This window comes from Saccharothrix stipae (assembly GCF_054781895.1).
Window position 1 is genome coordinate 51,354 of sequence record NZ_BAAGTN010000002.1, and the last position, 25,976, is coordinate 77,329.

19 protein-coding genes and 1 pseudogene are annotated in these 25,976 nt (G+C 72.4%); 12 read left to right on the forward strand and 8 right to left on the reverse strand.

Annotated elements, in window-relative coordinates:
• Nucleotides 1-29: 29 nt before the first annotated feature.
• The gene (locus ACYVLT_RS03415) at nucleotides 30-1,175 is read left to right on the forward strand and encodes a hypothetical protein (protein ID WP_461118603.1); all 1,146 of its coding nucleotides are present in this window, start codon (nucleotides 30-32) and stop codon (nucleotides 1,173-1,175) included.
• 66 nt (nucleotides 1,176-1,241) lie between these two features.
• On the opposite strand, the gene fxsT is transcribed toward ACYVLT_RS03415, so the two are convergent.
• Nucleotides 1,242-3,782 (reverse strand): FxSxx-COOH system tetratricopeptide repeat protein, encoded by a 2,541-nt coding sequence (gene fxsT, locus ACYVLT_RS03420; RefSeq protein ID WP_461118604.1) that lies wholly within the window; start codon nucleotides 3,780-3,782, stop codon nucleotides 1,242-1,244.
• 181 nt (nucleotides 3,783-3,963) lie between these two features.
• Nucleotides 3,964-5,100: pseudogene (locus ACYVLT_RS03425) on the reverse strand (IS701 family transposase); the annotation flags it as partial.
• Nucleotides 5,101-5,519: 419 nt separating this feature from the next.
• On the opposite strand from ACYVLT_RS03425, the gene ACYVLT_RS03430 reads away from it, so the two are divergent.
• From ACYVLT_RS03430 to ACYVLT_RS03450, 5 genes are read left to right on the forward strand one after another with little or no spacing between them, the layout of a single operon-like run.
• Nucleotides 5,520-6,689 carry a 3-deoxy-7-phosphoheptulonate synthase gene (locus ACYVLT_RS03430; RefSeq protein ID WP_461118605.1) on the forward strand — a complete coding sequence of 390 codons (1,170 nt, stop codon included), beginning with the start codon at nucleotides 5,520-5,522 and terminating at the stop codon, nucleotides 6,687-6,689.
• A 16-nt stretch (nucleotides 6,690-6,705) separates the two neighbouring features.
• The gene (locus tag ACYVLT_RS03435; protein WP_461118606.1) at nucleotides 6,706-7,476 is read left to right on the forward strand and encodes a 2,3-dihydro-2,3-dihydroxybenzoate dehydrogenase; all 771 of its coding nucleotides are present in this window, start codon (nucleotides 6,706-6,708) and stop codon (nucleotides 7,474-7,476) included.
• Nucleotides 7,477-7,497: 21 nt separating this feature from the next.
• A complete protein-coding gene (locus ACYVLT_RS03440; protein ID WP_461118607.1) occupies nucleotides 7,498-8,160 on the forward strand; it encodes an isochorismatase family protein in 663 nt (220 codons plus the stop codon).
• The gene (locus ACYVLT_RS03445) at nucleotides 8,157-10,025 is read left to right on the forward strand and encodes an anthranilate synthase family protein (RefSeq protein WP_461118608.1); all 1,869 of its coding nucleotides are present in this window, start codon (nucleotides 8,157-8,159) and stop codon (nucleotides 10,023-10,025) included. Before ACYVLT_RS03440 ends, ACYVLT_RS03445 begins: the two co-directional genes overlap by 4 nt.
• Before the next feature lie 10 nt (nucleotides 10,026-10,035).
• On the forward strand, nucleotides 10,036-11,232 hold the full coding sequence (locus tag ACYVLT_RS03450; RefSeq protein WP_461118609.1) for a 3-hydroxybenzoate 6-monooxygenase: 1,197 nt from the start codon (nucleotides 10,036-10,038) through the stop codon (nucleotides 11,230-11,232).
• Between the two features lie 114 nt (nucleotides 11,233-11,346).
• Here the strand turns inward: ACYVLT_RS03450 and ACYVLT_RS03455 are convergent, their stop codons facing one another.
• Genes ACYVLT_RS03455 through ACYVLT_RS03465 form a run of 3 tightly spaced genes read right to left on the reverse strand, consistent with a single transcriptional unit; the run spans nucleotide 11,347 to nucleotide 14,788 of the window.
• Nucleotides 11,347-12,717, reverse strand: a complete 1,371-nt coding sequence (locus ACYVLT_RS03455; RefSeq protein WP_461118610.1) for an aldehyde dehydrogenase family protein — start codon at nucleotides 12,715-12,717, stop codon at nucleotides 11,347-11,349.
• Complete coding sequence (locus ACYVLT_RS03460; protein WP_461118611.1) at nucleotides 12,717-13,820, reverse strand: AMP-binding protein; 1,104 nt, start codon at nucleotides 13,818-13,820, stop codon at nucleotides 12,717-12,719. The genes ACYVLT_RS03455 and ACYVLT_RS03460 overlap by 1 nt, the downstream gene beginning before the upstream one ends.
• Nucleotides 13,820-14,788, reverse strand: coding sequence for an oxidoreductase (locus tag ACYVLT_RS03465; RefSeq protein WP_461118612.1), 969 nt, complete (start codon nucleotides 14,786-14,788; stop codon nucleotides 13,820-13,822). The genes ACYVLT_RS03460 and ACYVLT_RS03465 overlap by 1 nt, the downstream gene beginning before the upstream one ends.
• A 238-nt stretch (nucleotides 14,789-15,026) precedes the next feature.
• Here ACYVLT_RS03465 and ACYVLT_RS03470 point away from each other — a divergent pair, with 238 nt between their 5' ends.
• Complete coding sequence (locus tag ACYVLT_RS03470) at nucleotides 15,027-15,521, forward strand: cupin domain-containing protein (RefSeq protein ID WP_461118613.1); 495 nt, start codon at nucleotides 15,027-15,029, stop codon at nucleotides 15,519-15,521.
• Between the two features lie 5 nt (nucleotides 15,522-15,526).
• On the forward strand, nucleotides 15,527-17,236 hold the full coding sequence (locus tag ACYVLT_RS03475; RefSeq protein WP_461118614.1) for a BBE domain-containing protein: 1,710 nt from the start codon (nucleotides 15,527-15,529) through the stop codon (nucleotides 17,234-17,236).
• Nucleotides 17,237-17,304: 68 nt separating this feature from the next.
• On the opposite strand, the gene ACYVLT_RS03480 is transcribed toward ACYVLT_RS03475, so the two are convergent.
• Together ACYVLT_RS03480 and ACYVLT_RS03485 are read right to left on the reverse strand one after the other, a co-directional pair.
• A complete protein-coding gene (locus ACYVLT_RS03480; RefSeq protein ID WP_461118615.1) occupies nucleotides 17,305-18,810 on the reverse strand; it encodes an FAD-dependent monooxygenase in 1,506 nt (501 codons plus the stop codon).
• A gap of 85 nt (nucleotides 18,811-18,895) precedes the next feature.
• Nucleotides 18,896-20,359 carry an MFS transporter gene (locus ACYVLT_RS03485; RefSeq protein WP_461118616.1) on the reverse strand — a complete coding sequence of 488 codons (1,464 nt, stop codon included), beginning with the start codon at nucleotides 20,357-20,359 and terminating at the stop codon, nucleotides 18,896-18,898.
• Between the two features lie 167 nt (nucleotides 20,360-20,526).
• Between ACYVLT_RS03485 and ACYVLT_RS03490 the strand changes: the two genes are divergently transcribed.
• The 4 genes from ACYVLT_RS03490 (at nucleotide 20,527) to ACYVLT_RS03505 (ending at nucleotide 25,518) form a co-directional block, all read left to right on the forward strand.
• Entirely contained in the window at nucleotides 20,527-20,868 is a 342-nt protein-coding gene (locus tag ACYVLT_RS03490) for an ArsR/SmtB family transcription factor (RefSeq protein WP_461118617.1), read from the forward strand.
• A 352-nt stretch (nucleotides 20,869-21,220) separates the two neighbouring features.
• Complete coding sequence (locus tag ACYVLT_RS03495; protein ID WP_461119236.1) at nucleotides 21,221-23,062, forward strand: helix-turn-helix domain-containing protein; 1,842 nt, start codon at nucleotides 21,221-21,223, stop codon at nucleotides 23,060-23,062.
• Nucleotides 23,063-23,245: 183 nt separating this feature from the next.
• Nucleotides 23,246-24,967, forward strand: coding sequence for a PHP domain-containing protein (locus tag ACYVLT_RS03500; RefSeq protein WP_461118618.1), 1,722 nt, complete (start codon nucleotides 23,246-23,248; stop codon nucleotides 24,965-24,967).
• On the forward strand, nucleotides 24,967-25,518 hold the full coding sequence (locus tag ACYVLT_RS03505) for a hypothetical protein (protein ID WP_461118619.1): 552 nt from the start codon (nucleotides 24,967-24,969) through the stop codon (nucleotides 25,516-25,518). The genes ACYVLT_RS03500 and ACYVLT_RS03505 overlap by 1 nt, the downstream gene beginning before the upstream one ends.
• On the opposite strand, the gene ACYVLT_RS03510 is transcribed toward ACYVLT_RS03505, so the two are convergent.
• Nucleotides 25,438-25,884, reverse strand: coding sequence for a DUF6010 family protein (locus tag ACYVLT_RS03510; protein WP_461118620.1), 447 nt, complete (start codon nucleotides 25,882-25,884; stop codon nucleotides 25,438-25,440). The two genes, ACYVLT_RS03505 and ACYVLT_RS03510, sit on opposite strands and share 81 nt — an antisense overlap.
• Between the last annotated feature and the right edge of the window lie 92 nt (nucleotides 25,885-25,976).

The window sequence follows — 25,976 nt, forward strand, 5'->3', positions numbered from 1 at the left end:
TTCAGCGGACATCTCGCAATGGAGCGATCATGCCCAAGTCACGCACGCTCGCGGCCGTCCTCGCGCTGGCCGTCGCCCTGCCGCTGGTGACCGCGCCCGGCGCGCAGGCCGCGCGGCTCACCGCCTTCGTCACCGAGTTGCCCGGTCTGCCGGGCTACCCCACCCACCGCACCGTCGCGGTCAACGACCTCGGCCAGATCATCGGCTTCACGTCCGGCAACGGTGCGCCGCGCACGGTCCAGTGGGCTCGCGGCAGCACGGCCACCGACCTCGGTCCGGGCATACCGTCCGGCCTCAACCAGATCGGCCAGGTGGTCATCCAGGAGGCGGTCAGCGGCGTCGGCCCCTACGTGCAGCGGCCGCGGATCTGGCACGCGGGCAAGGTCACCGACATCACGCCGAGCGGCTCCGGCTGGGTCATCGCGGCGGCCATCAACAACAACGGCGTGGTGCCGATGACCTACTCCACGTCCCCGTCCGGGTACCACCAGGAGAGCGCGGCGGTGTGGCGGGACGGCAAGCACTCGTCGTTGCCGGTGTCCGGGTCGCACCTGTCGCTCAGCGCGATCAACGACGCCGGCGTGATCGCCGGTTCGAAGCTGCCCATGTTCGGCCCGGAGCCGTTCGCGTTCCGGTGCGTCGACGCCGCGGGGTGCGAGCCTCTGGCCACCGTGCCGGGCTCCGGTTCCTACTCGGTCGAGGCGGTCAACGAGGCCGGCGTCGTCGTCGGCAACAAGGACTTGCAGGCGCTGCGCTGGGACGCCGCCGGCGTCACCGTGCTGTCGACGGCCGGCGGCGTGGCGAACGGCCCGCAGGCGATCAACGAGCGCGGCGACGTCGTGGGCTGGTCCACGGAGTTCGGCGGCACCCGCAAGGCGACGCTGTGGCCGGCCGGCGGCAAGCCGGTGGACTTGGGCGTGCCCGGTCCGTCCGAGGCGGTCGCGATCAACGAGCGCGGTGACGTGATCGGCTGGACGTCGGCGGACAACCCCGCCGCGCCCCGCGCGTTCCTGTGGCGCGCCGGGAAGGTGGTCTACCTCGGCTCGCTCGGCGGCGCCCACAGCCTGCCGACCGCGTTGAACGACCGGGGCACGATCGTCGGCGAGAGCACCACGGCGGACGGCACGCTGAAGGCGGTGAAGTGGAACCTGATCAGCACGACACCCGCCATCTGACCGCCGCTGCGCCGCGGTCAACCGTCCGGCACTCCGAGCACGGCCCTGAGGCTTGGTCTGTGGTCGTCAGGCTTTGGCTGTGTTGTCGATCCAGGTCTGCAACGCGTCGGCTTGGTCGTGCTGGTTGAGATCACGTAAGACCTTGACGAGGTTTCTTGCTGTGCGCAGCGTCGCTGGATGGGCGTCGCCGAGGACATGGCGCCGTCGGGTCAGAGTGTCCTCGTTGAGTTGGCGCGCGGCCTGATGCTCACCCCACGCCCACAGGTCGATGGCGAGGTTGTTGGCGGAGCCAAGGGTGTCGGGGTGGTCATCACCAAGGACACGGCGCCGTCGGGTCAGAGTGTCCTCGTCCAGTTCGCGCGCGGCCTCATGCTCACCCAACTCCCGCAGGTCGATGGCGAGGTTGTTGGCGGAGCTAAGGGTGTCGGGGTGGTCATCACCAAGGACACGGCGCCGTCGGGTCAGAGTGTCCTCGTCCAGTTCGCGCGCGGCCTGATGCTCACCCAACGCCCGCAGGCCGACGGCGAGGCTGTTGGCGGAGTTGAGCGTGTTGGGGTGGTCATCACCAAGGACACGGCGGTAGCGGGGCAGGGTGTCCTCGTCCAGTTCGCGCGCGGCCTGGTACTCGCCCACGGCGCGTAGCCGGAGGGTGAGGTGGGTGGTGGTGTCGAGGGTGGTGGTGTGGTCCGGGCCGTGGTGGTCGTGGGCGAGTCGGTGCGCTCGGTGGGCGTGGGGAAGGGCTTGGCGGGGTTGTCCGCTGGTTTCCAGGTAGCTGGAGATTTCGTTGAGCAGGTGGATGAGGATGTCGTGGTGGGCGGCGAGAAGGCCTTGACGACCGGGTGCGGTGGCGGTGAGCAGGTGGGGCAGCAGCCGCTGCCACTGCGGCCACACCGCGGGGTTGTTCCAGGGGTCTTCGGGTCGGTTGCGGTGCACCAGGAGCAGGGCGGTGGCCGGCCACCCGTGTTCGGGTGGCCGGTGGTGGGGTCGGTCGGGGCTGGTGCGCAGCAGGGCGGCGGGGATGCGGTGCAGCAGCAGGCTGTCGGCCTCGATCCGGGCCAACGCGCGTCGGCGCAGGACGCGCATCGTGTCGGCGACGGTCAGCGGGTCGGCCGCGACTCCCGCCAGGGGTTCGGGCAGCAGGTCGGGGTGGTCGGTGATCAGGGTCAGCGGGACGGGTTCGGGGGCGAGCCAGGCGAGCAGGGTGAGCAGTTGCAGCGCGGCGGGATCATGGGTGGCGAGGGCGTCGAAGGCCAGGGACCACGAGGCGGCCACCGACACGCGGCCGCCGGAGGCGTCGTGGTCGTGTCCGCGGCGCAGCAGGTCCTGAGCGCGGGTGTGGAGCAGGTCGAGGTAGTGGTCGGGGGTGAGGTCGCCGTGCGTCAGCAGGGCGGCGGCCTGGTGCAGGGCCGAGGGAAGGTGACCGAGCGCTTCGGCGATCGCCTCGACCTGGGCACCGGTGAGAGCGGGGACTTCGGCGTGCAGGAAGCGGGCGGACTCGGCGGCGGTGAACACGTCCACGGTGACGGTGGCGGCGACGCTCTCCCAATGGGGGTTGCGTGAGGTGATCACCACCCGGGTCGCACCGCCGGGCAGGTAGGCGGCGATCGCGTCGGGGTGCTCGGCGTTGTCGAACACCAGCACCACCCTCTCCCGGCGCCGCAGTTCGGCCAGCACCCGCGGCACCGCCACGTCGGTGGTGTCGCCGGGGTCGAGCAGGCGCAGCGCTCGACCGAGGGCGGCCAGGTGCTGGGGGATCAGCGTGGGGTCCTCCGAGGGTATCCACCAGGCCACGTCGAAGACGGCGGCGTGGCGGTGGGCGTACTCGATCGCGGTACTCGTCTTGCCCACACCGCCCATCCCCGCGATCGCCGACACCACCACCGGACCGTCCCGCGTCAACGCCCCGGCCATCGCGGCCAGCAGGTCCTCGCGGCCGGTGAAACCGGGCAACCGCGGCGGTACGTTCCACAACGACCGCCCCGCGCGCGGATCGCCCGTGCCGCCGGCGTCGACCGGGAGCGGCTCAGGCCGGGCCAACTCGGACAGGGCCTGGAACACCGCCAGCTCCAACTCCCGCGGCGAGGACACCACCGCCACCGTCACCCCGCTGTCGCGCAACCGCTCCCGGAAACCCTCCTGGCGCTTGCCGTGCTCCAGATCCCGCGTCAACCCCACCGGACCCTCGGTGTCCTCACCCAGCACGAACACCAACCGGGGCAACCCCAGCTCCGAGGCCGCCTCGAACTCCAGCTCCGTGTACGAGACCTCCGGTCGATCCCGCACCGCGGACCCGTACCGGAACCCCGCCACCAGCACGTACACATCCGCCCGGGCCACCGCCTCGTGGCACACCCCCGCCGGAGCCCGGTCACGGGCGGCGAAGTAGGCCATGTCGACCACCGCATCCCCGGCACGCGACACCGCCGACTCCACCGCCGCCACGAATGACCCACCCACCGGGTATTCGCGCAGCTCGGAAGTGTGACTGATGAACACCCGTCGAGCCGACCCACCCACCATGAACCCCCACACCCCAAGAACACCGATACACCCACATCGTCCCGACACCCCGCCGCGTTGCGCCATGCAACACGCGGACCTCGGCATCAGCGTGTGGTGGTCAGACGGCTGAGGCCACGTAGGCAGCGAGGGTGTCGTGACGGTCGAGGCCTCGGGCTCACCGCACCTGCGGTCCGCGGGTTCCCGTGTGCTCGTAGCGGGGTGCGGGCGGGGTTCGCCAGCCGTCGTGGGGGTTGTCGGTGACGCCGCGGACGGCGCGCATCCGGGCGCCCGGGTCGGTCGACACGAACAGCGCGTGAGCCGCGGACGCCAGGGTCACGTGGCGGTGCCAGCCGGCGAACGAGCGGCCGCTGAAGTCGCGCAGGCCGACCTGGTCGCCGACGTCGACCGCGTCCCGGTCCACCCGGTCGACCAGCTTGGCCAGGTGCAGCAACGCGCCCAGCGGCGCGGTGTCGCCCAGGTCGGTCAGCCACAGCTGCGCGGGCCACGGGTGGCCGACCGGACCGGTGCCGATCAGGTGCAGGTCGGCGACGTGGTCCGCGCCCGGCTCGGTGGGCAGGCCGACCCGCACCGCGGCCACCAGGTCCGTGCGGGTGGTCGGGATCGGTTCGTGGTCGGTCCAGCTGAGCAGCCGCCGGGCCGACCGCAGCGCGCCGATCAGCCGGAACGCGGGCGTCGCGCCGGTCGTCAGGCCCGGCAGCCGCACGTCGTCGGTGGTGAGCTGGTGGTTGGTGCCGATCCGGACCAGCCAGGGCATCCCGGCCGACCGCAACCGGCCCGCGAGGTGCTCGATGTCCAGGCACCGGGCGTCGAAGACCACCGGCCGCAGCGGCACGCCCGGTCTCGACGCCACCTCCAGGTAGGCCTCCACCACGCAGTCGGTGAGGCTCTCCTCGTCGACACCGTCGGGGATCGACGCGCGACTGCGCTTGCGCTCGTCGCGCAGCCAGGTCCGCGGCAGGTGCAACCGCCAGTTCACCGGGCTGCTGACCTCGTCGGACGCGGCCCACACGCCCAACGCGTGCTGTGCGTTGAGCGCCTGGCCGAGCGACGGGCAGAACCGCCTGCCGACGCCGACCGAGTCGTTGCCCGCCTTCGGGATCACCATCGGCCGGACCACCCAGGCCTGCGGGGGCATCGCGGAGACGGTGTAGTCAGTGAGGGCCTCGCGGACCGGGGTCCAGTCCCACGTCGAGTCGCTGATGAAGTGGTGCAGGCTCTGCTCGGTGGCGTGACCGCCGACGGCGGCGGCCACGTTGCGCATGGACTTGCGGCCCGGCGTGGTGAGCAGGCCGTACAGGTAGGACATTCCCTTACGACGCTGATCGCTTCTGCCCATCGAGGTGAACAAACCACTGCTCAACTCGTCGAGCACATCGTGGTGCAGGTCGAGTGGCGGCGACAAGACGACGCTCACGTAGTTTCCCCCAAACCATCGAATTCGATGGAGACACTCATCGAGTCGTCGACTTGAGTGTCCGGGAGCGGCCCGGTCGTGGATAGGTGCTCAGCTCACCACCCCTACCGCGGATGCGGTTGGTCCCGGCACGTTTACCGCTTCCACCTGCGGCGACCTGGGCAGGAACGACACTGTGGACGGCGGGGCGATTCGCACTGCACTGGAAACCCGTCGCACGTCCGACGGACCACATTACACCGGTGCGCATTCTGCCGGGTGGTCCACCTCACACCTGCCGGCCGATCTGACGGATTCGCGTGGACCCGATGGACTCGGGCTGCTTTTCTCCGCCGCCATTGCCGCGGCACACCACGCTCGGGGTAGCCGTCGCATTCCAGCGCGGTACAGCGAACGGGAGAAGTCAAGTGGACCAGGAGTTGCTCGACATCATCCCCCACCAGGCGCCGCAACAGCCCCCGTGGCCCGACCCGACCCGGCTGGACCGGGTCCGGCGGGACCTCGCGACCCGTCCGGCGCTGGTCGGGGTGGACGACGTGCGGACGCTGCGGGCCCTGCTGGCCCGGGTCGCGGCCGGCGAGGCGCACGTGATCCAAGCCGGCGACTGCGCCGAGGACCCGTCCGAGTGCACCGTCGGCTACGTGGCCCGCAAGGCCGCGTTGCTCGACGTGCTCGCGGGCACCATGAAGCTCAACACGCACAAGCCGGTGCTGCGCGCGGGCCGGGTCGCGGGCCAGTTCGCCAAGCCCCGGTCGAAGCCGACCGAGACGTTCGGCGGCGTCGAGCTGCCGGTCTACCGGGGGCACATGGTGAACAGCCCGGAGCCCGACCCCGAGCGCCGCAAGCCGGACCCGCGCCGACTGCTCACCGGCTACCTCGCCGCCCGGGAGGCGATGGGCAACCTCGGCTGGCCCGCGTCCGCGGGCGCCGGTTTCGACCCGGCCGTGTGGACCAGCCACGAGGCGCTGCTGCTGGACTACGAACTGCCGATGGTCCGGCGCACCGCGACCGGCGAGCTGATGCTCACCTCGACGCACTGGCCGTGGATCGGTGAGCGCACCCGCGCGTTGGACGGGATGCACGTCGCCCTGCTGGCGAAGGTGGTCAACCCGGTGGCGTGCAAGGTCGGGCCGAACGCGACGCCCGCGGAGGTGGTCGCGCTGTGCGGACGGCTCGACCCCGACCGCGATCCCGGCCGGCTGACGCTGATCGCCCGGATGGGCGCGCAGGCCGTGGACGAGCGGTTGCCCGCGCTGGTGCACGCGGTGCGCGCGGCGGGGCACCCGGTGATCTGGCTGTGCGACCCGATGCACGGCAACACCGTGCAGACGCCGTCCGGGCTCAAGACCCGGGCGGTGGACACCATCATCCGGGAGGTGCGCGCGGCGCAGCGCGCGATCACCGAGGCGGGTGGTGTCGCGGGCGGGCTGCACCTGGAGACCGCGACCGACGACGTCACCGAGTGCGTGTCCAACACGGGCGACTACGACCACGTCGGCGACAAGTACACCACTTTCTGCGACCCGCGGCTGAACCCCGGGCAGGCCGCCACGGTGGTGTCGGCGTGGGTCGGCTGAGCGGTCGGGAGGCCTGATGCGCGACAAGATCGCACTGGTGACCGGCGCCGCGGGCGGCATCGGCGCGGCGGTGGTGGGCGCCCTGGCCGGGCGCGGCGCGACCGTCGCCGCCGTGGACCGCGACCCCGAGCGGCTCGCCGAGACGGTGGCCGGTTTCACCGCCCGCGGGTGGCCGGTGACCGGGCACACCGCGGACGTGGCCGACCCCGCCGAGGTCGAAGCCCTGGTCGACCGGGTCGAGCGCGCGGTCGGCCCGCTGGACTTCCTGGTCAACGCGGCGGGCGTGCTGCGCCTGGGCGCCGTGCTCGACCTGTCCGAAGAGGACTGGGCCACGACGTTGGCGGTCAACTGCGGCGGCGTCTTCCATGTCTCCCGCGCGGTGGTGCGGCGGATGGTGCCGCGCCGCCGCGGCGCCGTGGTCACGGTCACCTCCAACGCTGCGGGAACCGCCCGGGCGGACATGGGCGCGTACGCCGCGTCGAAGGCGGCGGCCTCGATGCTCACCAAGTGCCTCGGGCTGGAGGTGGCCGAGCACGGCATCCGCTGCAACCTCGTGGCACCCGGCTCGACCGACACACCGATGCTGACCTCGATGTGGCACGACCCCGACGGCCGGACCACGACCATCAAGGGCAACCCGGGCGCGTACCGGGTCGGCATACCCCTGGGCCGGATCGCGAGCCCGGACGACATCGCCGAGGCGGTCGCGTTCCTGCTGTCCGACCAGGCCCGGCACATCACCATGCACGACCTGACCGTCGACGGCGGCGCCACGCTCGGCGTCTAGGCGACACCTCTGGAGGAGCCCATGACAGGCATCCCACCCATCGAACCCTATGCGATGCCGACACCCGGCACGTTGCCCGGCAACGAGGTCGACTGGGCCGTCGCGCCCGGGCGCGCGGTCCTGCTCGTGCACGACATGCAGCGCTTCTTCCTGCGCCCGTTCGACGTGATGCCGGAGTTCCGCGACGAGCTGGTGGACAACATCGCCGCGTTGCTGCGCTGGGGCCGGTCGCACGGCATCCCGGTGGCCTACACCGCCCAGCCGGGCGACATGACCAGCGAGCAGCGCGGTCTGCTGAGCGACTTCTGGGGCCCCGGCATGAGGGTGGACCCGGCGGACCGCACGATCGTGCCCCGGCTGGAGCCGCACCCCGGCGACTGGCGGCTCACCAAGTGGCGCTACAGCGCCTTCTTCCGCTCGGACCTGGTGCGGCGCCTGCGCGAGTCGGGTCGCGACCAACTGATCCTGTGCGGTGTGTACGCGCACGTCGGCGTGCAGGCCACCGCGGTCGACGCGTTCAGCCACGACGTGGCGCCGTTCGTGGTGGCCGACGCGGTCGGCGACTTCTCCGAGCGCCACCACCGCGATGCGCTGGAGTACATGGCGAAGCGGTGCGCCGCGGTCGTGCCGACGGGGTCGTTGTTGGGCTGCACGCCGGTCCAGGCGCGGTTGGGCGTCCGATGAGCGCCACGCCGTTCGACGCCGTGCTCGACGCGTCACCGCCGCCGTTCGCCCTGTTGCACCGGCCGCACGTCGACCCGGACGCGCTGGAGGTCCTGGTCGGCTCGGTGTCGCAGCCGGCCCGGCTCGCCGACGTGGAGGTGCCCGAACAGGGGCGCTCGCCGGCCGAGACGTTGCTGCTGCTGCCGTTCCGCCAGATCCTGGAACGCGGGTTCGCCGCGGTGGACGACGGCGAGCCGCTGATCGCCCTGTCGGTGACCGGCCGCGAGTCGCTGCCGCTGGCCGACGCCCTGGAGCGCATACCCGACCTGCCGATCCGGCTGTCCGACGAGCACTTCGACGTCGACGACGACCACTACGCCGATCTGGTGCGCCGGATCATCGCGGACGAGATCGGTCGCGGCGAGGGCGCGAACTTCGTCATCCAGCGCTCGTTCGTGGCGGTCGTGGAGGACTACTCCCCCGCCGCCGCGCTGGCGTTCTTCCGCCGCCTGGTGCGCCGCGAGACGGGGACGTACTGGACGTTCATCGTGCACACCGGCGACCGCACCTTCGTCGGCGCGAGTCCCGAGCGGCACGTCAGCCTGGCGGACGGGGTGGCGGTGATGAACCCCATCAGCGGCACCTACCGCTACCCGCCCGCCGGCCCGTCGCTGCCCGAGGTGATGCGGTTCCTGGCCGACCGCAAGGAGTCCGACGAGCTGTACATGGTGGTGGACGAGGAACTCAAGATGATGACCAGCGTGTGCGACGGCGGCGCCCGGGTCACCGGGCCGCGGCTAAAGGAGATGGCCCGGCTGGCGCACACCGAGTACTTCATCGAGGGGCGCAGTGCGCTGGACCCCCGGCGGATCCTGCACGAGACGCTGCTGGCGCCGACGGTCACCGGCAGCCCGCTGGAGAGCGCGTGCCGGGTGATCGCCCGGCACGAGCCCGGCGGCCGCGGCTACTACAGCGGGGTGATCGCCCTGCTCGGCCACGACGAGGCGGGCGGGCACGCGCTCGACTCGGCGATCCTCATCCGGACCGCCGACATCGCCCGCGACGGCCGGTTGCGCATCGGTGTCGGCGCGACCCTGGTGCGCCACTCCGACCCGGTGGGCGAGGTCGCGGAGACCAGGGCCAAGGCGGCGGGGCTGCTGGCCGCGCTGGGCGCCGCGGACACGACCCGGTTCGGCGACCACCCCAGCGTGCGGGAGGCGTTGCGCGACCGCAACGTCCCGATCGCCGACTTCTGGCTCGCCGACGCGCGGACGCGGGCGCGGCCGGTGCCCGCGCTGGGCGGTCTGCGGGCCCTGGTGGTCGACGCGGAGGACACCTTCACGTCGATGCTCGCGCACATCCTGCGGTCGCTGGGCCTGGTGGTGACCGTGCGGCGGTTCGACGAGGAGTACTCGTTCGACGGGCACGACGTCGTCGTGCTCGGCCCCGGGCCAGGCGATCCGCGCGACGACGGGCACCCCAAGATCGCCCACCTGGCGGCGGCGGTCGACACGCTGCTGGAGCAGCGGCGGCCGTTCGTGGCGGTGTGCCTGAGCCACCAGGTGCTCAGCCGCAGGCTGGGGTTCGAGGTCGCCCGGCGGGACGCGCCGAACCAGGGCGTGCAGAAGGCCATCTCGCTGTTCGGCCGCACGGAGCACGTCGGCTTCTACAACACCTTCTCCGCGCGCGGCGCGCACGACAAGGCCGACTGCCCCGGTGTAGGAGTGGTCGAGGTGAGCCGGGACGGTGTGGAGGGCACGCCGGGTGAGGTGCACGCGTTGCGCGGGCCGCACTTCACCTCGGTGCAGTTCCACGCGGAGTCCGTGCTGACCAGGAACGGCGAGCGGATCATCGGCGACCTGCTGGTCGAGGCGATGGACCTGTGAGGAGTGCGTGATGACGAGGGTTCTCATCGCCGGCGGCGGCATCGGCGGGCTGGCCGTGGCCCTGGGCGCGGCGGCGCGCGGGCACCGGGTGACGGTGCTGGAGCGGCGCGGCGAGTTCACCGAGCTGGGCGCGGGCATCCAACTGGCGCCCAACGCCTTCCACGCCCTGGACGTCCTGGGCGTCGGGCAGGCGGTCCGGGACCGCGCGGTGTTCGTGGACGAGTTGAGGTTCATGGACGGGACGACGGACCGGACGGTGGCCGCGATGGCGCTGACCGAGGACTACCGGACCCGCTTCGGCAACCCGTACGCGGTGGTCCACCGAACGGACCTCTACCAACCGCTGCTGGCGGCGTGCCGCCACGCACCCGGCGTCGACCTGCGGGTGGACAGCCCGGTGGTGCGGTACGAGCAGGACGACGACGAGGTCGTCGCGGTGCTCGGCTCCGGGGCGCGGGTCGTCGGTGACGTCCTGGTCGGCGCGGACGGCATCCGCTCCACCGTGCGCGAGCGGGTGCTGGGCGACGGCGAGCCGCGGGTGTCCGGGCACACCATCTACCGATCGGTGATCCCGATGGAACGGGTCCCAGAGGACCTGCGGTGGAACGTGGTGACGCTGTGGGCGGGCCCGAAGTGGCACTTCGTGCACTACCCCATCGGCGGCGGGCGGCACCTGAACCTGGCGGCCACCCGTGACGACGGCGCGTCCGAGGTCGTGGTGGGCGCGCCCGCGCGGACCGCGCACGTCCACGCCCAGTTCGCGGACATGGGACCGCGCGCCCGCCGGCTGCTGGAACTGGGCGAGGACTGGAAGACGTGGGTGCTGTGCGACCGGGATCCGGTGGACGAGTGGGTGGACGGGCGGGTCGTGCTGCTCGGCGACGCCGCCCACCCGATGCTCCAGTACGCGGCGCAGGGCGCGTGCATGGCGTTGGAGGACGCGGTGGTGCTGGGCGAGCTGCTCGACTGCGGTCCGGCCGACGTGCCGGGTCGGCTGGCCCGGTTCCGCGACGAGCGGCGCGACCGGACCGCGGCCGCGCAGCTGGTGTCCAGGTTCATGGGCGAGCGGCTCTACCACCCGGCGGGCGCCGAGGCGGTGGCGCGCAACGCCATGCTGTCGGCGATGTCGCAGGAGGAGTTGCGGGAAGCCGTCGCCTGGCTGCACGGCGCCCGGCGATTCGAGACCACCTCGCCGCGCGCGACCTGACTCGAGGCGCACGTGCCCCTGGGCGCGCGTGCCCCCACAGGCGCGCATGACCCAGCCGAACGAGGAACGCTCGGCCGGTGCGTCCCGGCCGAGCGTTCCGCTTGTGCGACAGGCCTACCCGCGCAGGACCGTCTTGCTGCGCATGAGGAACTCGCCCAGGAACCCGTCGTGCGGCACACCGGGCTCCAGCCAGTACGTCGGGTGGTCGCCGTGGTAGACGTTGCTGATGGTCGGCTCGGCCAGCAGCCGGTCCACCAGGTCGTCGTCCCGCGTCATCACCGTCAGCACCAGTGAGCCGCGCAGCGGTGCGACACCGTCCTCGGGCGTCCACGGTGCCACCCACACGCACGGGAACGGCAGCTCCACCCCGAGACGCCGGTCGTCGGCCGAGTCGAGCTGGTGCACGGCGGGCCGCAGCACGGTGCTGCCGTCACCCAGCTCGTCCAGGATCCCCTCGCCGCCCAGCCACGCCTTGCTGTCGCGCGCCTGCGCCCGCAGGTACCGCTCGACGGTCCGGGCCGACTCGGCCTGCTGCACCGGCAGCACCGCGCGGTCGTCCTCGGGCGGCAGGCTCGGCAGCGCGGCCAGTCGCTCGGCGATCGCGGCGGCCAGCGGGCCGGGGTCGCCCTCGACCAGCACCGCCGTGGTGTTCAGGCACGCCACGCCACCGTGGAAGCTGATCGAGTCGACGATGGTGTCCAGCCGCTCGCGCCAGTCGGTGTCGGCGGTGATCAGGATCTTCGACCGGCCCGGTCCCTGCACCAGGACCCGGGCGTCGCCCGCGTACTTGCGCACCACGTCGTCGCCGCCGTAGACCAGCCCGAGGTCCGCGCCGGCCAGGATCGCGTCGGCGCCGTCGTGGTCGGTCGGCAGCAGCACCACCCGCTCCGGGCCGAACCCGGCCGTGCGCAGCGCGGCGACCAACCGGTGCGGGGTGAACGGCTCGCGCCGCGACGGGCGCACCGCCACGTGGTAGCCCAGCGCCAACGCCTCCAGCCACAACGCGTGCGGCGCCGGGTGGTTGCCCGCCGCGTGCACCGCGAACACGTTGCCGCGCCGGGTCCACACGCCGCTCCCGTCCCGGGTCGCCGGGTCGCGCCAGTCGGTCACCGCGCCGCACGGCCGGGCGCCGTAGGCGCTGCGGTGCGCCTGCTCGGCCGCCTCGGCGATCTCGGCGGCGGCCCGCCGCACGATGGAGATCGGCACGCCGGACACCCGGCTGACCGACCGTTCGTAGGTCTCGAAGGACATGCCTTCCACGGTGTCGCCCAGGAAGATCCGAGCCGCTTCGGACAGCGCGGCGGTCCGTTCCGCCACCGCGAGCGCCGGCGCGCGGCGCAACCCCGCCAGCGCCCGGTCGACGAAGAGGCGGGGCACCATGCTCAGCTCGGCGACGGGCGTCCCGCGCACGTCCGGCACCACGCGCCGGTTGCGGGCCCGGTACGGGCCGGACGGCCCGAGGGCGTCCAAGGCCACCGGTTCCATCAGTACACCCCCTCGATGACCACTTCGTCGTCGAAGACCTTCACCGGCGCGACGTCGGCCACCGAGTCGCCCACCTGGCCCTCCGGACCGGCGATGCGCGTGCCGTAGTCGCGTTCGAGGTTGTTCGGCAGGAACAGCCCCTTGCTCACGTGGTGCATCACGAGCCGGCCGCGTTCGCCGTGCGGTACCGGCTCGCCGGTGTCCTCGTCCACCACCTGGAGGGACATGTACGGCGAGAACGGGTCGTAGACGCACGGGTCGTCCGCCGTCAGCCCCGGCCGCTCACAGGTGTGGCCCAGCAGCATGGTGTTGCCGAAGCCGCTCACCATGATCGTGTCCGGGAAGACCTCGGTGCGGTAGAGGTCGCGGGTGTCGGCGTCCATCTGGGTGCCGACCCACATGATCGCCTTGACCTTCTTGCGCACCAGCGCGACCAGCTCGTCGCGCCGGGCCAGGCGTTCCAGCACCGGCGGCGTCAGCAGCAGGACACCGATGTCCTGCGACTCCAACGGGTGCGCCAGCTGGTCGACCAGGTGCTCGGTGTACGCACCCGCCTCGGCCGACCGCCCCTCCGCGATGAGCTTCTTCACCCACCTGGGGTCGATGTCCACGGTGAACGGCCACCCGCCGCGCGCCACGGTCTGGCGGGCGAACGTCTCGCCCACCATGTGCGGGCCGGTGGGCACGACCTGGAGCCAGTCCACGTCGCGCGGCACGCCGTGCCGGTCGAGCTGGGCGCTGCTCCACGCCAGCATCCGGTCGGTCCAGTCGCGCAGCAGCACCACGCGCTTGGGCGCGCCGGTCGTGCCGCCGCTGTCGTAGACGCCGACGATCTCCGGGTCCGGCCCGTACCCGCGCGGCACCAGGTCGCGGGCCGGGGCGTCGCGCAGGCCGTTGGCCAGGTTGGGGAACCGGGCCAGGTCGGCGAAGCCGCGGATGTCCTCGACCGGGTCGAAGTCGAGCGAACGTGCCCGCTCGATCCAGAACGGCGCGCCCGTCTCGGGCGAGAAGTGCCAGCGCAGCGCGGCCCGGAGGAACTCCTCCGGGTCCGGTCGGACGTCGAAGGGCAGGTCGAGGACGGGGTCTGGGTGGGTCGTCGCCATCAGCTCACTTCCTGTCGGGGTCGGCCGGCGTCGCGGGAGGTGTCGAGGTCGCGCAGGTCCTGGTCGGTGAGCCGGATGGTCGCCGCGCGCGTGTTCTCCTCCAGGTGCCCGCGCGACGAGGTGCCGGGGATGACGGCGATCGCGGGCGAGCGGGCCAGCAGCCACGCCAACGAAACCTGGTGGACGGTGGCGTCGTGCCTGCGCGCCACCGCCGCCAGCGCCTCGTCGCGGACCGGCGTGGCCAACGGCACCTTCGCGTCCGCGCCCGGCTCCCGGTCGTGCTGCAACGTGAAGGTGGCCAGCGGGAAGAACGGCATGTACGCGATGCCGGCCGCGGCGCACGTGTCGACCAGCGCGTCGTCACGGCGGCGCAGCACGTTGTACTCGTTCTGCACGCAGGCGATCGGGACGATCGAGCGCGCCTGCTCGAACTGGGCGGTGCTGACGTTGCTCACGCCGACGTGCCGGACCAGGCCCTGCTCGCGCAGCTCCGCCAGCGCCTCGACCTGCGGCGCGATCGAGTCGGTCGGCGTCAGGCCGCCCGCCTCCTCCACGATGCGCACGTTGACCACGTCGAGCCGGTCCAGCCGCAGCCGGCCGAGGTTGTCGTGCACGGCCCGGCGCAGCTCGGCGGGCGAGAGCGCCGACGGCCACGCCCGGTCGGGTGTGCGGCGGGCGCCGACCTTGGTCACGATCACCAGGTCGTCCGGGTACGGGTGCAAAGCCTCGACGATCAGCTCGTTGACCACGTGCGGGCCGTAGTAGTCGCTGGTGTCGATGTGGTTGACGCCCAGCTCGACGGCGCGGCGCAGCACCGAGACCGCCTCGGCCCGGTCCGCGGGCGGTCCCCACACGCCCTCGCCCGCCAGCTGCATGGCGCCGTACCCCATCCGCCGGATGCGCAGGTCGCCGCCGAGGGTCAGTTCGCCCGCCGAAGCGGCGGGCAGTGCGGTGTCGGGGATATTCATGGTGCCCCTTTCCTGCGGTCGCGGGTCGGTTCAATCACCGACCCCGAGCCAATCGCGTCGGGACCGCGCGCGCAATGTGACGGCCGCGAATGTGTCACGTACCGGGGAAGTCCGCGCGGTCCACCGGAAACCACCCTGCGGACAACCTGACATACTATCCCGAACAATCCTTGGCCCCCTCCGCGCGCCGTGATACCACAAGGTTGACCGGAAAACGTCTCCTATCCGGAGGGCGCGCATGAGTTTTCTCGGCCAGAACGACGACCGGGTGGTCTACGTGGGGCCGGGCGAGGGCCCGGGCAGGTGGGCGTTCGGCGACCGCTACACGATCAAGTCCGGCGAGCACAACACCGGCAAGATGCTGTACGTGATGGAGGCTCTGGTGCCGCCCGGCGGCGGTCCTCCACCGCACGTGCACCACTGGGAGGAAGAGGCGTTCTACGTCCTCGACGGCGTGGTCGAGATCCGCGACAAGGGCGGTGAGCGGGAAGTGCCCGCGGGCGGTTTCATCTACGTGCCACGGGGCACCCTGCACAGTTTCACCAATATCGGTGACACGCCGGCGAAAATGTTGATCCTGCTCACCCCCGGCGGCAAGGACCGGTTCTTCAACCAAGCCGGCGTGCCCGCCGTCGACGGCGCCGGGCCACCACCGGAGAGCCAGCGGCTGGCCGACGTCGAACTCGGCCTGCGCATCGGCCCGCAGTTCGGCGACGAATACATCGTCACCTGAATCCGATGAGCGTTCCACCCGAGCAGAGAGGCGCGCAGCGCGAGATGACCCACGAAAGCGGCCGAATGAGCAGGCGACGATTACTGGCGAGCACCGGCGCGATCGGCGTGGCCGCGGCCACGGCCACGCCCGGTTCGGCCGGCGCGGCGCCGACCGAGGTGGCGGCGGGCTTCGCGCCCGTGACCGTCGGCCCGGACGACCCCCGCTACCCCGACCTGGTGGTCGGGCTCGAACGGCGCTGGGTGGCGCACCCGGAGTCGGTGCGCGTCGTGTCGTCGCCCCGGCAGTCGCTCCAGGTGGTGCAGGAGGCGGTGACCGGCCGCAAGCGCCTGACCGTGCGCGGCGGCGGCCACTGCTACGAGGACTTCGTGTTCAACCCCGAGGTCGACATCGTGCTCGACCAGTCGGAGATGACGTCGGTGTACTACGACGCCGAGCACAACGCGTTCGCGGTCGAGGCCGGCGCGACGCTCCTGGACGTCTACGAGCTGCTGTACAAGACGTGGGGCGTGACCATCCCGGCGGGCCAGTGCTACTCGGTCGGGGTCGGCGGGCACGTGGCGGGCGGCGGCTGGGGTCTGTTGTGCCGCAAGGAAGGGCTGGTGGTCGACCACCTGCACGCGGTGGAGGTGGTGGTGGTCGACGCGGCGGGCCGGGCCCGGCTGGTCGTGGCCACGCGGAACCCGGACGACCCGAACCACGACCTGTGGTGGGCGCACACCGGTGGCGGCGGCGGCACGTTCGGCGTCGTCACCCGCTACCTGTTCCGCTCGCCGTCCGCCCGGTCGACCAACCCCGCCGACATCCTGCCCAAGCCGCCGAAGGAGGTGCTGCTCAGCGCGATCGCCTGGTCCTGGGACGGGTTGACCGAGCGGACGTTCGCCACGCTGGTCCGCAACTTCACCGACTGGCACGTGGCCAACGCCGCGCCCGGCGGCCCGTACGCGGGGTTGTGCTCGTTCCTCAACCTCAACCACCGGGCCACCGGAGAGATCAGCCTGTTCACGCAGATGGACGGCAGCAGCCCGGACGCCGAGCGGCTGCTGGCCCGGTTCGTCGCCGACGTCACGCGCGGGGTCGACCTGCCGCCCGGCGCGGTGAACCGGCCCTCGGGCGAACACGGTCCGCTGCCGCAGTTCGTCGAGCCGAAGCGGTGGAGCTGGCTGACCGCCACCCGGTACCTGGGCACGATCCACCCGCGCCTGGTCGACCCGACGCTGCGCGGCGACCACAAGTCCGCCTACCACCGCAGGGGTTTCACCGACGCGCAGACCTCCCTGTTGTTCCGCACCCTGTCGGGCGGGGACGGCTTCGCCAACCCGTTCGCGCAGGCGGTGCTGAGCTCGTACGGCGGGCAGGTGAACGCGGTCGGGCGCACCGACACCGCGCTGGTGCACCGCGACAGCGCGTTCAAGGTCCTCTACCAGTCCGGGTGGACCGAGGCGGCCGACGACGACGTGAACGTGGCGTGGCTGCGCCGCTTCTACGAACAGGTGTACGCGGGCACCGGCAAGGTGCCGGTGTCGAACGAGCAGACGTCGGGCTGCTTCGTGAACTACTGCGACGCCGACATCAGCGAGGCGGCGCACAACGGCTCCGGCGTCCCGTGGCACACGCTGTACTGGGGCGAGAACTACCCGCGGTTGCAACGGGTGAAGGCGCGGTACGACCCGACCGACTTCTTCCGGCACCGCCAGTCCGTCCGCCTGCCCTGAGCCGCACGTCCTGCCCCGGGTATCCGGGAAGCCCGGCGGGGGCGCCGATGTCGGCGCCCCCGCCGGGCTCACGTCCCCGGCTCCCCGAACCACTTCCGCAGCGCCACGGCCAGCGTGTGGTGATCGGAGTCGAGCCCGCTGCCGGTCCAGGCGATGTAGCCGTCCGGTCGGATCAGCAGGGTGGGCGCGGCGAAGGTGTCGTCGCAGCTCGCGGCGACCACGTCGACCCGGTCGGTCCACCGGTCGGCGACCGCGCGCAGCCGGGCGCGGTCGGCCAGGTCGAGCAGCACCGGGCGGCCAGCGTGCAGCAGCTCGGCGAGGCTGCCGACGGTGGTGCCCACCTTCAGCCTCAGGTCCGGCGCGAACAGGCCGCCCAGCGGGTCGGCCGGGTGCGCGGTGTCGTACCGCACGTCCACACCCGTGATCATGCCCGCCAGGTAGTCGTTGACCTGCGGCAGTTGCATCAGTTCCACGAACAGCTCGCGCAGCGCGTCCACCCTCGGGTCGGGCAGCATCAGCCCGACCTGCGCGCGCACGTTGTAGAGCACCCGTGCGGCCACGGGACGCCGTTCGGCGTCGTAGGTGTCGAGCAGGCCGGCCGGCGCCCAGCCGCGGACCTGCCCGGCCAGCTTCCAGCCGAGGTTGACCGCGTCCTGCAGGCCGAGGTTGACCCCTTGCCCGCCGGCCGGGAAGTGCACGTGCGCGGCGTCGCCCGCCACGAACACCCGCCCGCGCCGGTAGGTCTGGGCCTGCAACGCCGCGTCGGTGAACCTGGTCAACCAGCGCGGCTGGTCCATCGGCACCCGGTAGCCCGCGATGCGCTCGACCTCCGCGCCGAGCTCGTCGAGCGTGACCGGCGCCGACCGGTCCGGGTGCGGCCCGCGGAAGTCGTAGGTGCACACCCGGCTGTGGCCGAACGGGTTGGTCCAGAACAACGTCCAGCCGCGGTGGTTGCGCTGCCACCCCGTCGGCGCGGACAGCGGGTCGAGCAGCCGCACGTCGCCCATCAACGCCGACACCGTGCCCGGCGTGCCGACGAACGCGATGTCGGCGAGCTTGCGCACGGTGCTGCGCGCGCCGTCGCAACCGACCACCCACCGCGCGCTGACCTGCCGGACGTCGCCACCCTCGGAGCGCACGTCCAGCACCACGTGGTCTTCGTGTTCGGTCAGGCCGACGACCTCGCTGTCCCGCTCGATCCGGGCGCCCAACCCGACGGCGCGGTCGGCGAACACCTGCTCGGCGTAGGCCTGCGGGCTGCCCACGAGCGCCGGTCCCTCGTCGACCACCCGGGAGATGTCGAGGTTGAACAGACCCGCGAAGTGGAAGGTGACCGGGCCGCCCCTTGAGTACGCCGCGGGCCTGGGCTGCACGGCTTCCAGGAGACCGCGGCGGTGCAGGGTCTCGGCGGTGCGGGCGTGCAGCGTGCCCGCCTTGGACTCGCCGGTGGGCCGGGGCAGCCGCTCCAGCACGACGGTGCGCACGCCGTGCAGCGCCAGTTCCGCCGCGAGCAGCATCCCCACTGGCCCGCCGCCCGCGATGGCCACGTCGTGGTCGGTCGGTCGGGTGGTCATCGTCGCCGTCCCTCCAAGCTCCCGTCGCGGCCGGCGCCGGGCGTGGCTGCCACCACGCCCGGCGCCGGCCTGTCACCGACCGCTCTCACTGCTGCCGCGAGGACACCGCGTCCGCGGGGACGGGCGTCCCGGCCTGGGCGCGCGACTTCGGCAACGTCCACGCGATCACCGCGCCGACCAGCGCGGCGACGCCGGTGAGGTAGAACGCGAGCCGGATGCCGTCGGACTCGGCCACCCGCAGGGCGTCGCCGGTCAGCCCGCGCGTGCCCGAGTTGGCGATCGCCACGAAGATCGCGAGGCCGACCGCGTAGCCGGTCTGCTGGGTCGTGGAGGCCATGCCGGAGGCGATGCCCTGCTCGTCGGCCGCGACACCGGACGCCGCCGCGATCCACATGGCGGTCCACGCGATGCCCTGCCCGACGCCCATGACCACCAGGCCGGGCACCAGGCCCCAGTACGAGCCGTCGGCCATCACGCCCACGGCGAGGACCACGGTGCCCACGCCACCCACCGCGAAGCCGGTGAGCAGACTGGGCCGGGTGCCCGCACGGCTGGTCATCCGCTCGCCGACCTGGGTGCCCACCGCGATGGCCACCGCCTGGGTGAGGAACGCGACACCGGTCATCAGCGCCGTGTAGCCGAACACGTCCTGGAAGAACACGGTCAGGAAGTACGGCACGGTCCCGAAGGTGCCCATGAACGTGAACGTGATCGCCATGGCGGTCACCAGGCTGCGGTTGCCGAACAGCCGCAACGGCATCAGCGGGTCGGCGGTCTTGGACTCGATCACCGCGAACGCCACCAGCAGCAGCACGCCGAGCACGGCGCTGATCACGATCGGCGTGGCGAACCACCCCGACTCGGGTCCCTGGACCAGGACGAACACGATCAGCGTGACGCCCACCGTCACGGTCAGCGCGCCCGGCAGGTCGAAGGTCCGCTTGGCGACCGCCCTCGGCTTGTCGGCCGGGATGAGCAGGAACGCCATCAGCGCGATCGCCGCCGCCAGCGGCACGTTGACGAAGAACACCGAGGCCCAGCCGAACGCGCCGGTGAGCACGCCGCCCAGCAGCGAGCCCAGCGTCAGGCCGCTCGCGCCGGCGCCACCCCACACGGCCAGCGCCCGGTTGCGGGAGCGGCCCTCCTCGAACAGGGTGTTGACCAGGGACAGCGTGGTGGGGAACAGCAGCGCGCCGCCGAGGCCCTGCACCGCGCGCACGATGATGATCGTCAGCGGGTCGCCGGCGAAGCCGCCGAGCAGCGACGAGAACCCGTACAGGGCCAGTGCCACCATGAACATCCGGCGCTTGCCGAACAGGTCGGCGGCCCGGCCGCCGAGGAGCAGGAAGCCACCGAAGGCCACCGCGTAGGCGCTGACCACCCATTGCAGGTTCTGCGCGGAGAACCCCAGCTCCGCGCCCATCTCCGGCATGGCGACGAAGACGATGTAGATATCCAGCGACACGATGAGCTGCGCGAACGCGAGGGGTGCGATGGCCCAGCCGAGGCGACCCGCCGTGCCGGGGGGAGCCGATGAGTGTGTGGACATGAGGTTTGGGGCCTTCCGTCGTCGGGACGATCGTACGACTGTACGTATATCCTTGTACAGTCGTACTGTCAGCACAAGCCGATCGGTCACCTTCGCCCGATCGGGTTAACCGGGACCCCCGTGCCGGCGGCAGCCGGACCTACCGACAGCTGGGCTAATGTGAAGACATGGACGCGCGCCACCCATCGCGAGACGAGATTCGGCTCCAGGACGTGTTCGCCGCCCTGGGCAACCCGGTGCGCCTGGAGATGGTGCGCATCCTGGCCGCGGGCGGTGAGCAGCGGTGCGGTGGCGTGCTGAGCGAGATGTCGAAGTCGACGCTCACCCACCACTGGCGGGTGCTGCGCGAGGGCGGGATCATCCGGCAGCGGCCGGTCGGCCGCGAGCTGCTGGTGTCGCTGCGCCACGAAGACCTGGAGGCCCGGTTCCCCGGCCTGCTCGACGCCGTGCTGAACGCCGTGATGAACGGCGCGCCGGTGCACGCCGCGGCGTTCGGCCCCGTCGACTGAGCATTTCCGCGACGGAATGCCGCTCGAACCGACAACAGCCGTCCGTGAAGCGCAACCGACAATTGCGTGAAGTAGGCCCAGACGGCCGCCAAATGGCGGTAGCCGAGCGGCACGCCACGGGCGAGGCGGGCAATCGCCACTGGTAGGACGCTTGCTCCAGGGCCGACCCCACCGCTGATTCGTTGACGATTCCCACACACGTGCCCTATGTTGGAATGGATTGTCGGCGTCGACAGTCGCCCGTTCGGCTCGTCGCCGACTCCCACTCGAAATGTCGGAGCACCATACTCGGTTTGGGGGACTGGATTCGATGGTGTCGCGATTAACCACCCGCAATGAAGCTGCCTTGGCCGTGCTCGAACTGCTGGCGAACGAGGCACCGCTGTGCAAGGTGGACGACCTGGTCCGCGACGCGCGGCAGGGCGGGGCGTCGGTCGAGGTGCTGGACGAGTTGGCGAGCGCCCGCGCCCTGGCGCAAGAGGTGCACGAGATGTTCGGCCGACGCCGCAGGCGCGAGGCGGGCCTGACCGCGCTCATCGACATCGCCCGCGAGCTGATCTCGCCGGACGACCTCGACGCGTTGCTCTCGGTCATCCCCCGCCGGGCCCGGTTGCTCCTGGGCGCCGACTCCGCGTACCTCACCGTCTACGACCCGTCGCTCCCCCACGGCCGGCTGCGGACCTCCGGCGGCCTGGTCCTCCCGCTCGCCGACCCGCCCGCCGACCAGCAGCCCGGTCCGATGTGGACACCGGACCACACCGCCGACGACGCGTCCTGGCTGCCACCCGAGTTGGCGCGCGTGATGACCGCGGACGGCGTGCACGCGTTGGTCGCCGTGCCGATACAGGGCCGGGAGCGCGCGTTCGGCACCCTCTACGTGGCCGACCGCGACATCCGCTACTTCACCCCCGACGAGGTCTCGCTGGTCACGTCGCTGGCCGCGCTGGTCGAGGTGGCCGTCGAGCAGGCGCACCGCTTCGAGCGCGACGCCGCCGCGATCGCCCACCTCCACCAACGACTGGAACAGGTGACCGACACCGTCACGGCGCTGGACGCGGTGCAACGCGACCAGAGCGAGCTGACCGACCGGGTGCTCGGCGGAGCCGACCTCGCGACGCTGGCGACCGCGGCGGCCGATGCGCTGCGGGGCACCCTCGTGGTGCTCGACCCGGCCGAGCGCGTGATCGCGGCAACGGGTCCCGTCGACGCCCTGGCCGACCTGGACGTGCGCGAGGGACTGCTCGACGCGCACACCGACGGCGCGCCGCGCCGGCTGGACGAGCACACCTGGATCACGCCGATCACCATCAACAACGGCGACCACGGCGGTCTGGTGCTGCACCGCGACCTCCCGCTGGACGACGCCGCGGTCCGCCTGCTGCGCGCGGTGGCGCAGAGCATCGCGGTCGTGCGGCTGGTGGAGTGCAGCACCGTCGCCGCCGAGGGCCACGTCCGCGACGAACTGCTCGACGACCTGCTCATCCCCCGGCAGCGCTCGCCGCGCTCGCTCACCCAACGCGCCCGCAGGCTGGCCATCGACCTGTCCATGCCGCACGTCGTGGTGATCGCCCGTCCCGAGGGCGGCTCGCCCGGCCGGGCCATGGTGTGGGCGTCGTCGTACGCCCTCCGGACCGGTGGCCTGGCCAAGCCGCACGAGGGTTCGGTGGTGATGCTGCTGCCCGGCGAGGACGCGACCGCCATCGGTCGGACCGTGGCCGCGGAGCTGTCGCCGCGGCTCGGGCACCCGGTGTCGGTCGGCGCGGCGGGCCCGGCCAACGACCTGGCGGAGATCCCGCGCGTGCACCGGGAGGCCGCGCGGTGCCTGGAGGTGCTGACCCTGCTCGACACCCCCGGCCGGGTGGCCTCGCCCCGCGAGCTGGGTTTCCTCGGTGTGCTGCTGTCCGACGACCACGACGTCGACGGGTTCGTCGACGCCACGCTCCGGCCGGTGATCGAGTACGACCGCACGCACTACACCGAGCTGACCCGCACGCTGGAGGCGTACTTCGAGTCGGGCGGCAGCCCCACGTACGCGGCGGAGTCGCTCTACGTGCACCCCAACACCGTCTCCCGCCGGTTGGCCAGGATCACCGCCCTGCTCGGCCAGGACTGGCAGGCGCCGGCCAGGGCGGTGGAGCTCCAACTCGCGCTGAAGCTGCACCGCACCCGCAAGACCTTGTTGGGCGACGACTAGGCAACGCCCTCGGCGCGCCTGATCCGGTGCACACGAGCCAGCGCACGCGCCGGCGCGCCTGATCCAGCGCACGCGAGCGGCCGCACCCCGGCCCGGTGCCGAAGTGTTCACCGGGTGTTCGACTCCGCGCACCACCCGACACATGGCCGGAAAACGATACTTCGGCCTGCCGCCGTTCGGGTCATGATCGGAGTTCCCATGTCGCACGACCACCACCACGACCACAGCCACGAGCACCACCACGAGGAAGTGGAGGGCAGCTGGCGCGACGCGCAGGACGACCGGCCGCTCTCGGTGGCACGACGCCGTTTCCTGGCCGGTCTGGGCGCGGCCGGCGTGGCCGGCACGATGGGCGCGGCGCTGGGCGCGGCACCGGCCCACGCGCACGGCGACCGGCCGGCCACCCCGGTGAACCCGTGGCACGGGCGCGGGCGCTGGTTCGCGGGCGACCACCACATCCACACCAAGTACTCCTCCGACGCCCAGTACGAGGTCGCCCAGCAGGTGGCCAAGGCCCGCGAGCACGGGCTGGACTGGGTCGTGATCACCGACCACGGCGGCGTGGCGCACGAGAAGTTCTCCATCGACCAGGTCGCGCCGGACATCGAGCGGGCCCGCAGGTCGCACCGGGACGTGCTGGTCTACCAAGGCCTGGAGTGGAACATCCCGGGCGCCGAGCACGCCACCGTCTTCCTGCCGCCCGGCCGGTCCACCGTGGACATCCTGCGGGCGTTCGAGGCCGGCTACGACGGCGGCGTCCTGTCCACCCCGGTCGCGAACGGCGGCAAGGGGCTGATCACCCGCTCGACCTCGGCCGACGGCGAGCCGTACGCGTTGGCGGCCCTGCGGTACCTGGAGGCGCAGGTGCTGTCCGGCCGCACCGAGATCGCGCTGATGTTCGCCAACCACCCGGCGCGGCGCGGCGTGGACAGCCCGCACGAGTTCCGCGGCTGGCGCGACGCCGCGCCCGGCGTGGCGGTGGGCATGGAGGGCGCGCCCGGTCACCAGGCGGCGGGCATCAAGGCGGCGGACGGCGGACGCGGCGGGGGCCGGGGCGGCTACGACGCCTCGCCCAACCAGGACAGCTTCCCCGGCTACGCGCCCACCGCCGCGGAGAACCCCTACCGCACCTACGGCGGGTTCGACTGGATGACCGCCAAGGTCGGCGGCCTGTGGGACTCGCTGCTGGCCGAGGGCAGGCCGTGGTGGGTCACCGCCACCTCCGACGCGCACGGGGTGCACAAGGACACGCACAAGCAGGGCACCGGCGACCACGCCACGACCGGCAGCCGCGGCGCGCCCATCGACACCGGCGTCCCGCAGGTCAACAGCGACTACTGGCCCGGTTTCTACAGCTCGACCCTGGTCGGCGCCGACTCGAAGTCCTACGTGGACGTGATGCGCGGCATGCAGGGCGGCAAGGTCGTCGCGGTGCACGGCCGGATCATCGACGGGCTGAACCTGCGGGTGCGGTCGCTCGGCCAGGGCGACAACCGGGGCGTCACCATCGGCGGACGCACGTTCGTGCGGCGCGGTGACGACGTCGAGGTGGTGATCGAGGTCGACCTGGCGCGTGGCGCGAACTTCGCGGGCGTGGTGCCGCGGCTGGCGAAGGTCGACCTGATCGCCGGTCCGGTCACCGGCCCGGTGGCGGACCGCGACGCGTTGGCCGCGCCCGCGACGAAGGTGGTCAAGCAGTTCGAGGTGGCCCGCTCCGCGCGCGGCACGGTGCGGTTCACGCACACGTTCCGCGGCGTGGACGGCGCGTTCTACCTGCGGCTGCGCGGGTCGGACGGCAACCGGCTGACGTCGGACGGCAACCCGGTGATGGACGTCGTCGGTGACGCCGACCCGTGGTCGGACCTGTGGTTCTACGCGAACCCGGTGTTCGTGGACGTCATCTGATGGTGTGGCTGGGCGCGGTGCCCGCCGTGCCGGGCGAGCACCGCGCGGCGCACGTGGACGCGTTGCTGCTGGAGGCGTTCGACGGTGCGGCGGACTTCGTGTGCACGCACGTCGACCGGCTCGGCCCGGTCGCCGTCACCACGTTGTCCGCGCACGTGCCGGGCGAGGTGGACGTCGACCGGCTGGCGGAGGCGTTGGGCGGCCCGGTGGTCGTGCTCGACGACTCCCACGACTCCGACGACTCCCACGGCCTCGCCGCCCGCGCGGCCCAGGCGGGCCGCGACCGAGCCGAAGGCCGTTGTGTCCGGTTCCCCGGCCAGGACGCGCTGACCGGTACGCACCCGGCGGCCGAGGTGGTGGCGAGGTCGGCGATCGACCGGGTGGTCGGCATCGGTGTCGAGGTCGCGCCGACCGACCCGGTGCAGACGCTGGGCTTCCTGCGCCCGGTGTGCCGCGAGGGTGAGCTGGTGCTACTCGTGGAGCCCGCCGTCGGCGGCGTGCTGCGCCCGGCGGAGGCGGAAACCCCGCACGAGTGCTGCGGGGGTCATTGACCGGATGCCGGGACCGCCCGCGAACGCCCACAGGGCGATCACCGGGTCGCAGATCGCGCAGCCGAGCGACGAGTGCTCGGCGAACGGCACGATCGGGTTGCCGTGCACGTGGTGCACCACGTCCGCGGCCGTGTGCACGAGCCACCCGATGCCGATGAACGTCCACGACGTCAGGCCCCGGTAGGCGCAGTAGGTGATCACGGCGGTGATGGCGAACTCCCACGCACCCAGCCCCCCACCGCTGAGGTACGCCGCCCCGGCACCGCCGACCATGATCGCGTTGAACGGTCGGCGGTGCCGGTCGGGGGCGAGGGAGTTCAGGAGCACGTACAGCACGCCGATGAGCAGTGCCGAGACCACGACCATGGCTGACGTTCCTTGTCGTCGCAGGAGTTCGGTTCGCCCTGGACGCTAGGAGCACCGCGCCCGCCACGGCAGTGGCCGCGGCGCCACACCCC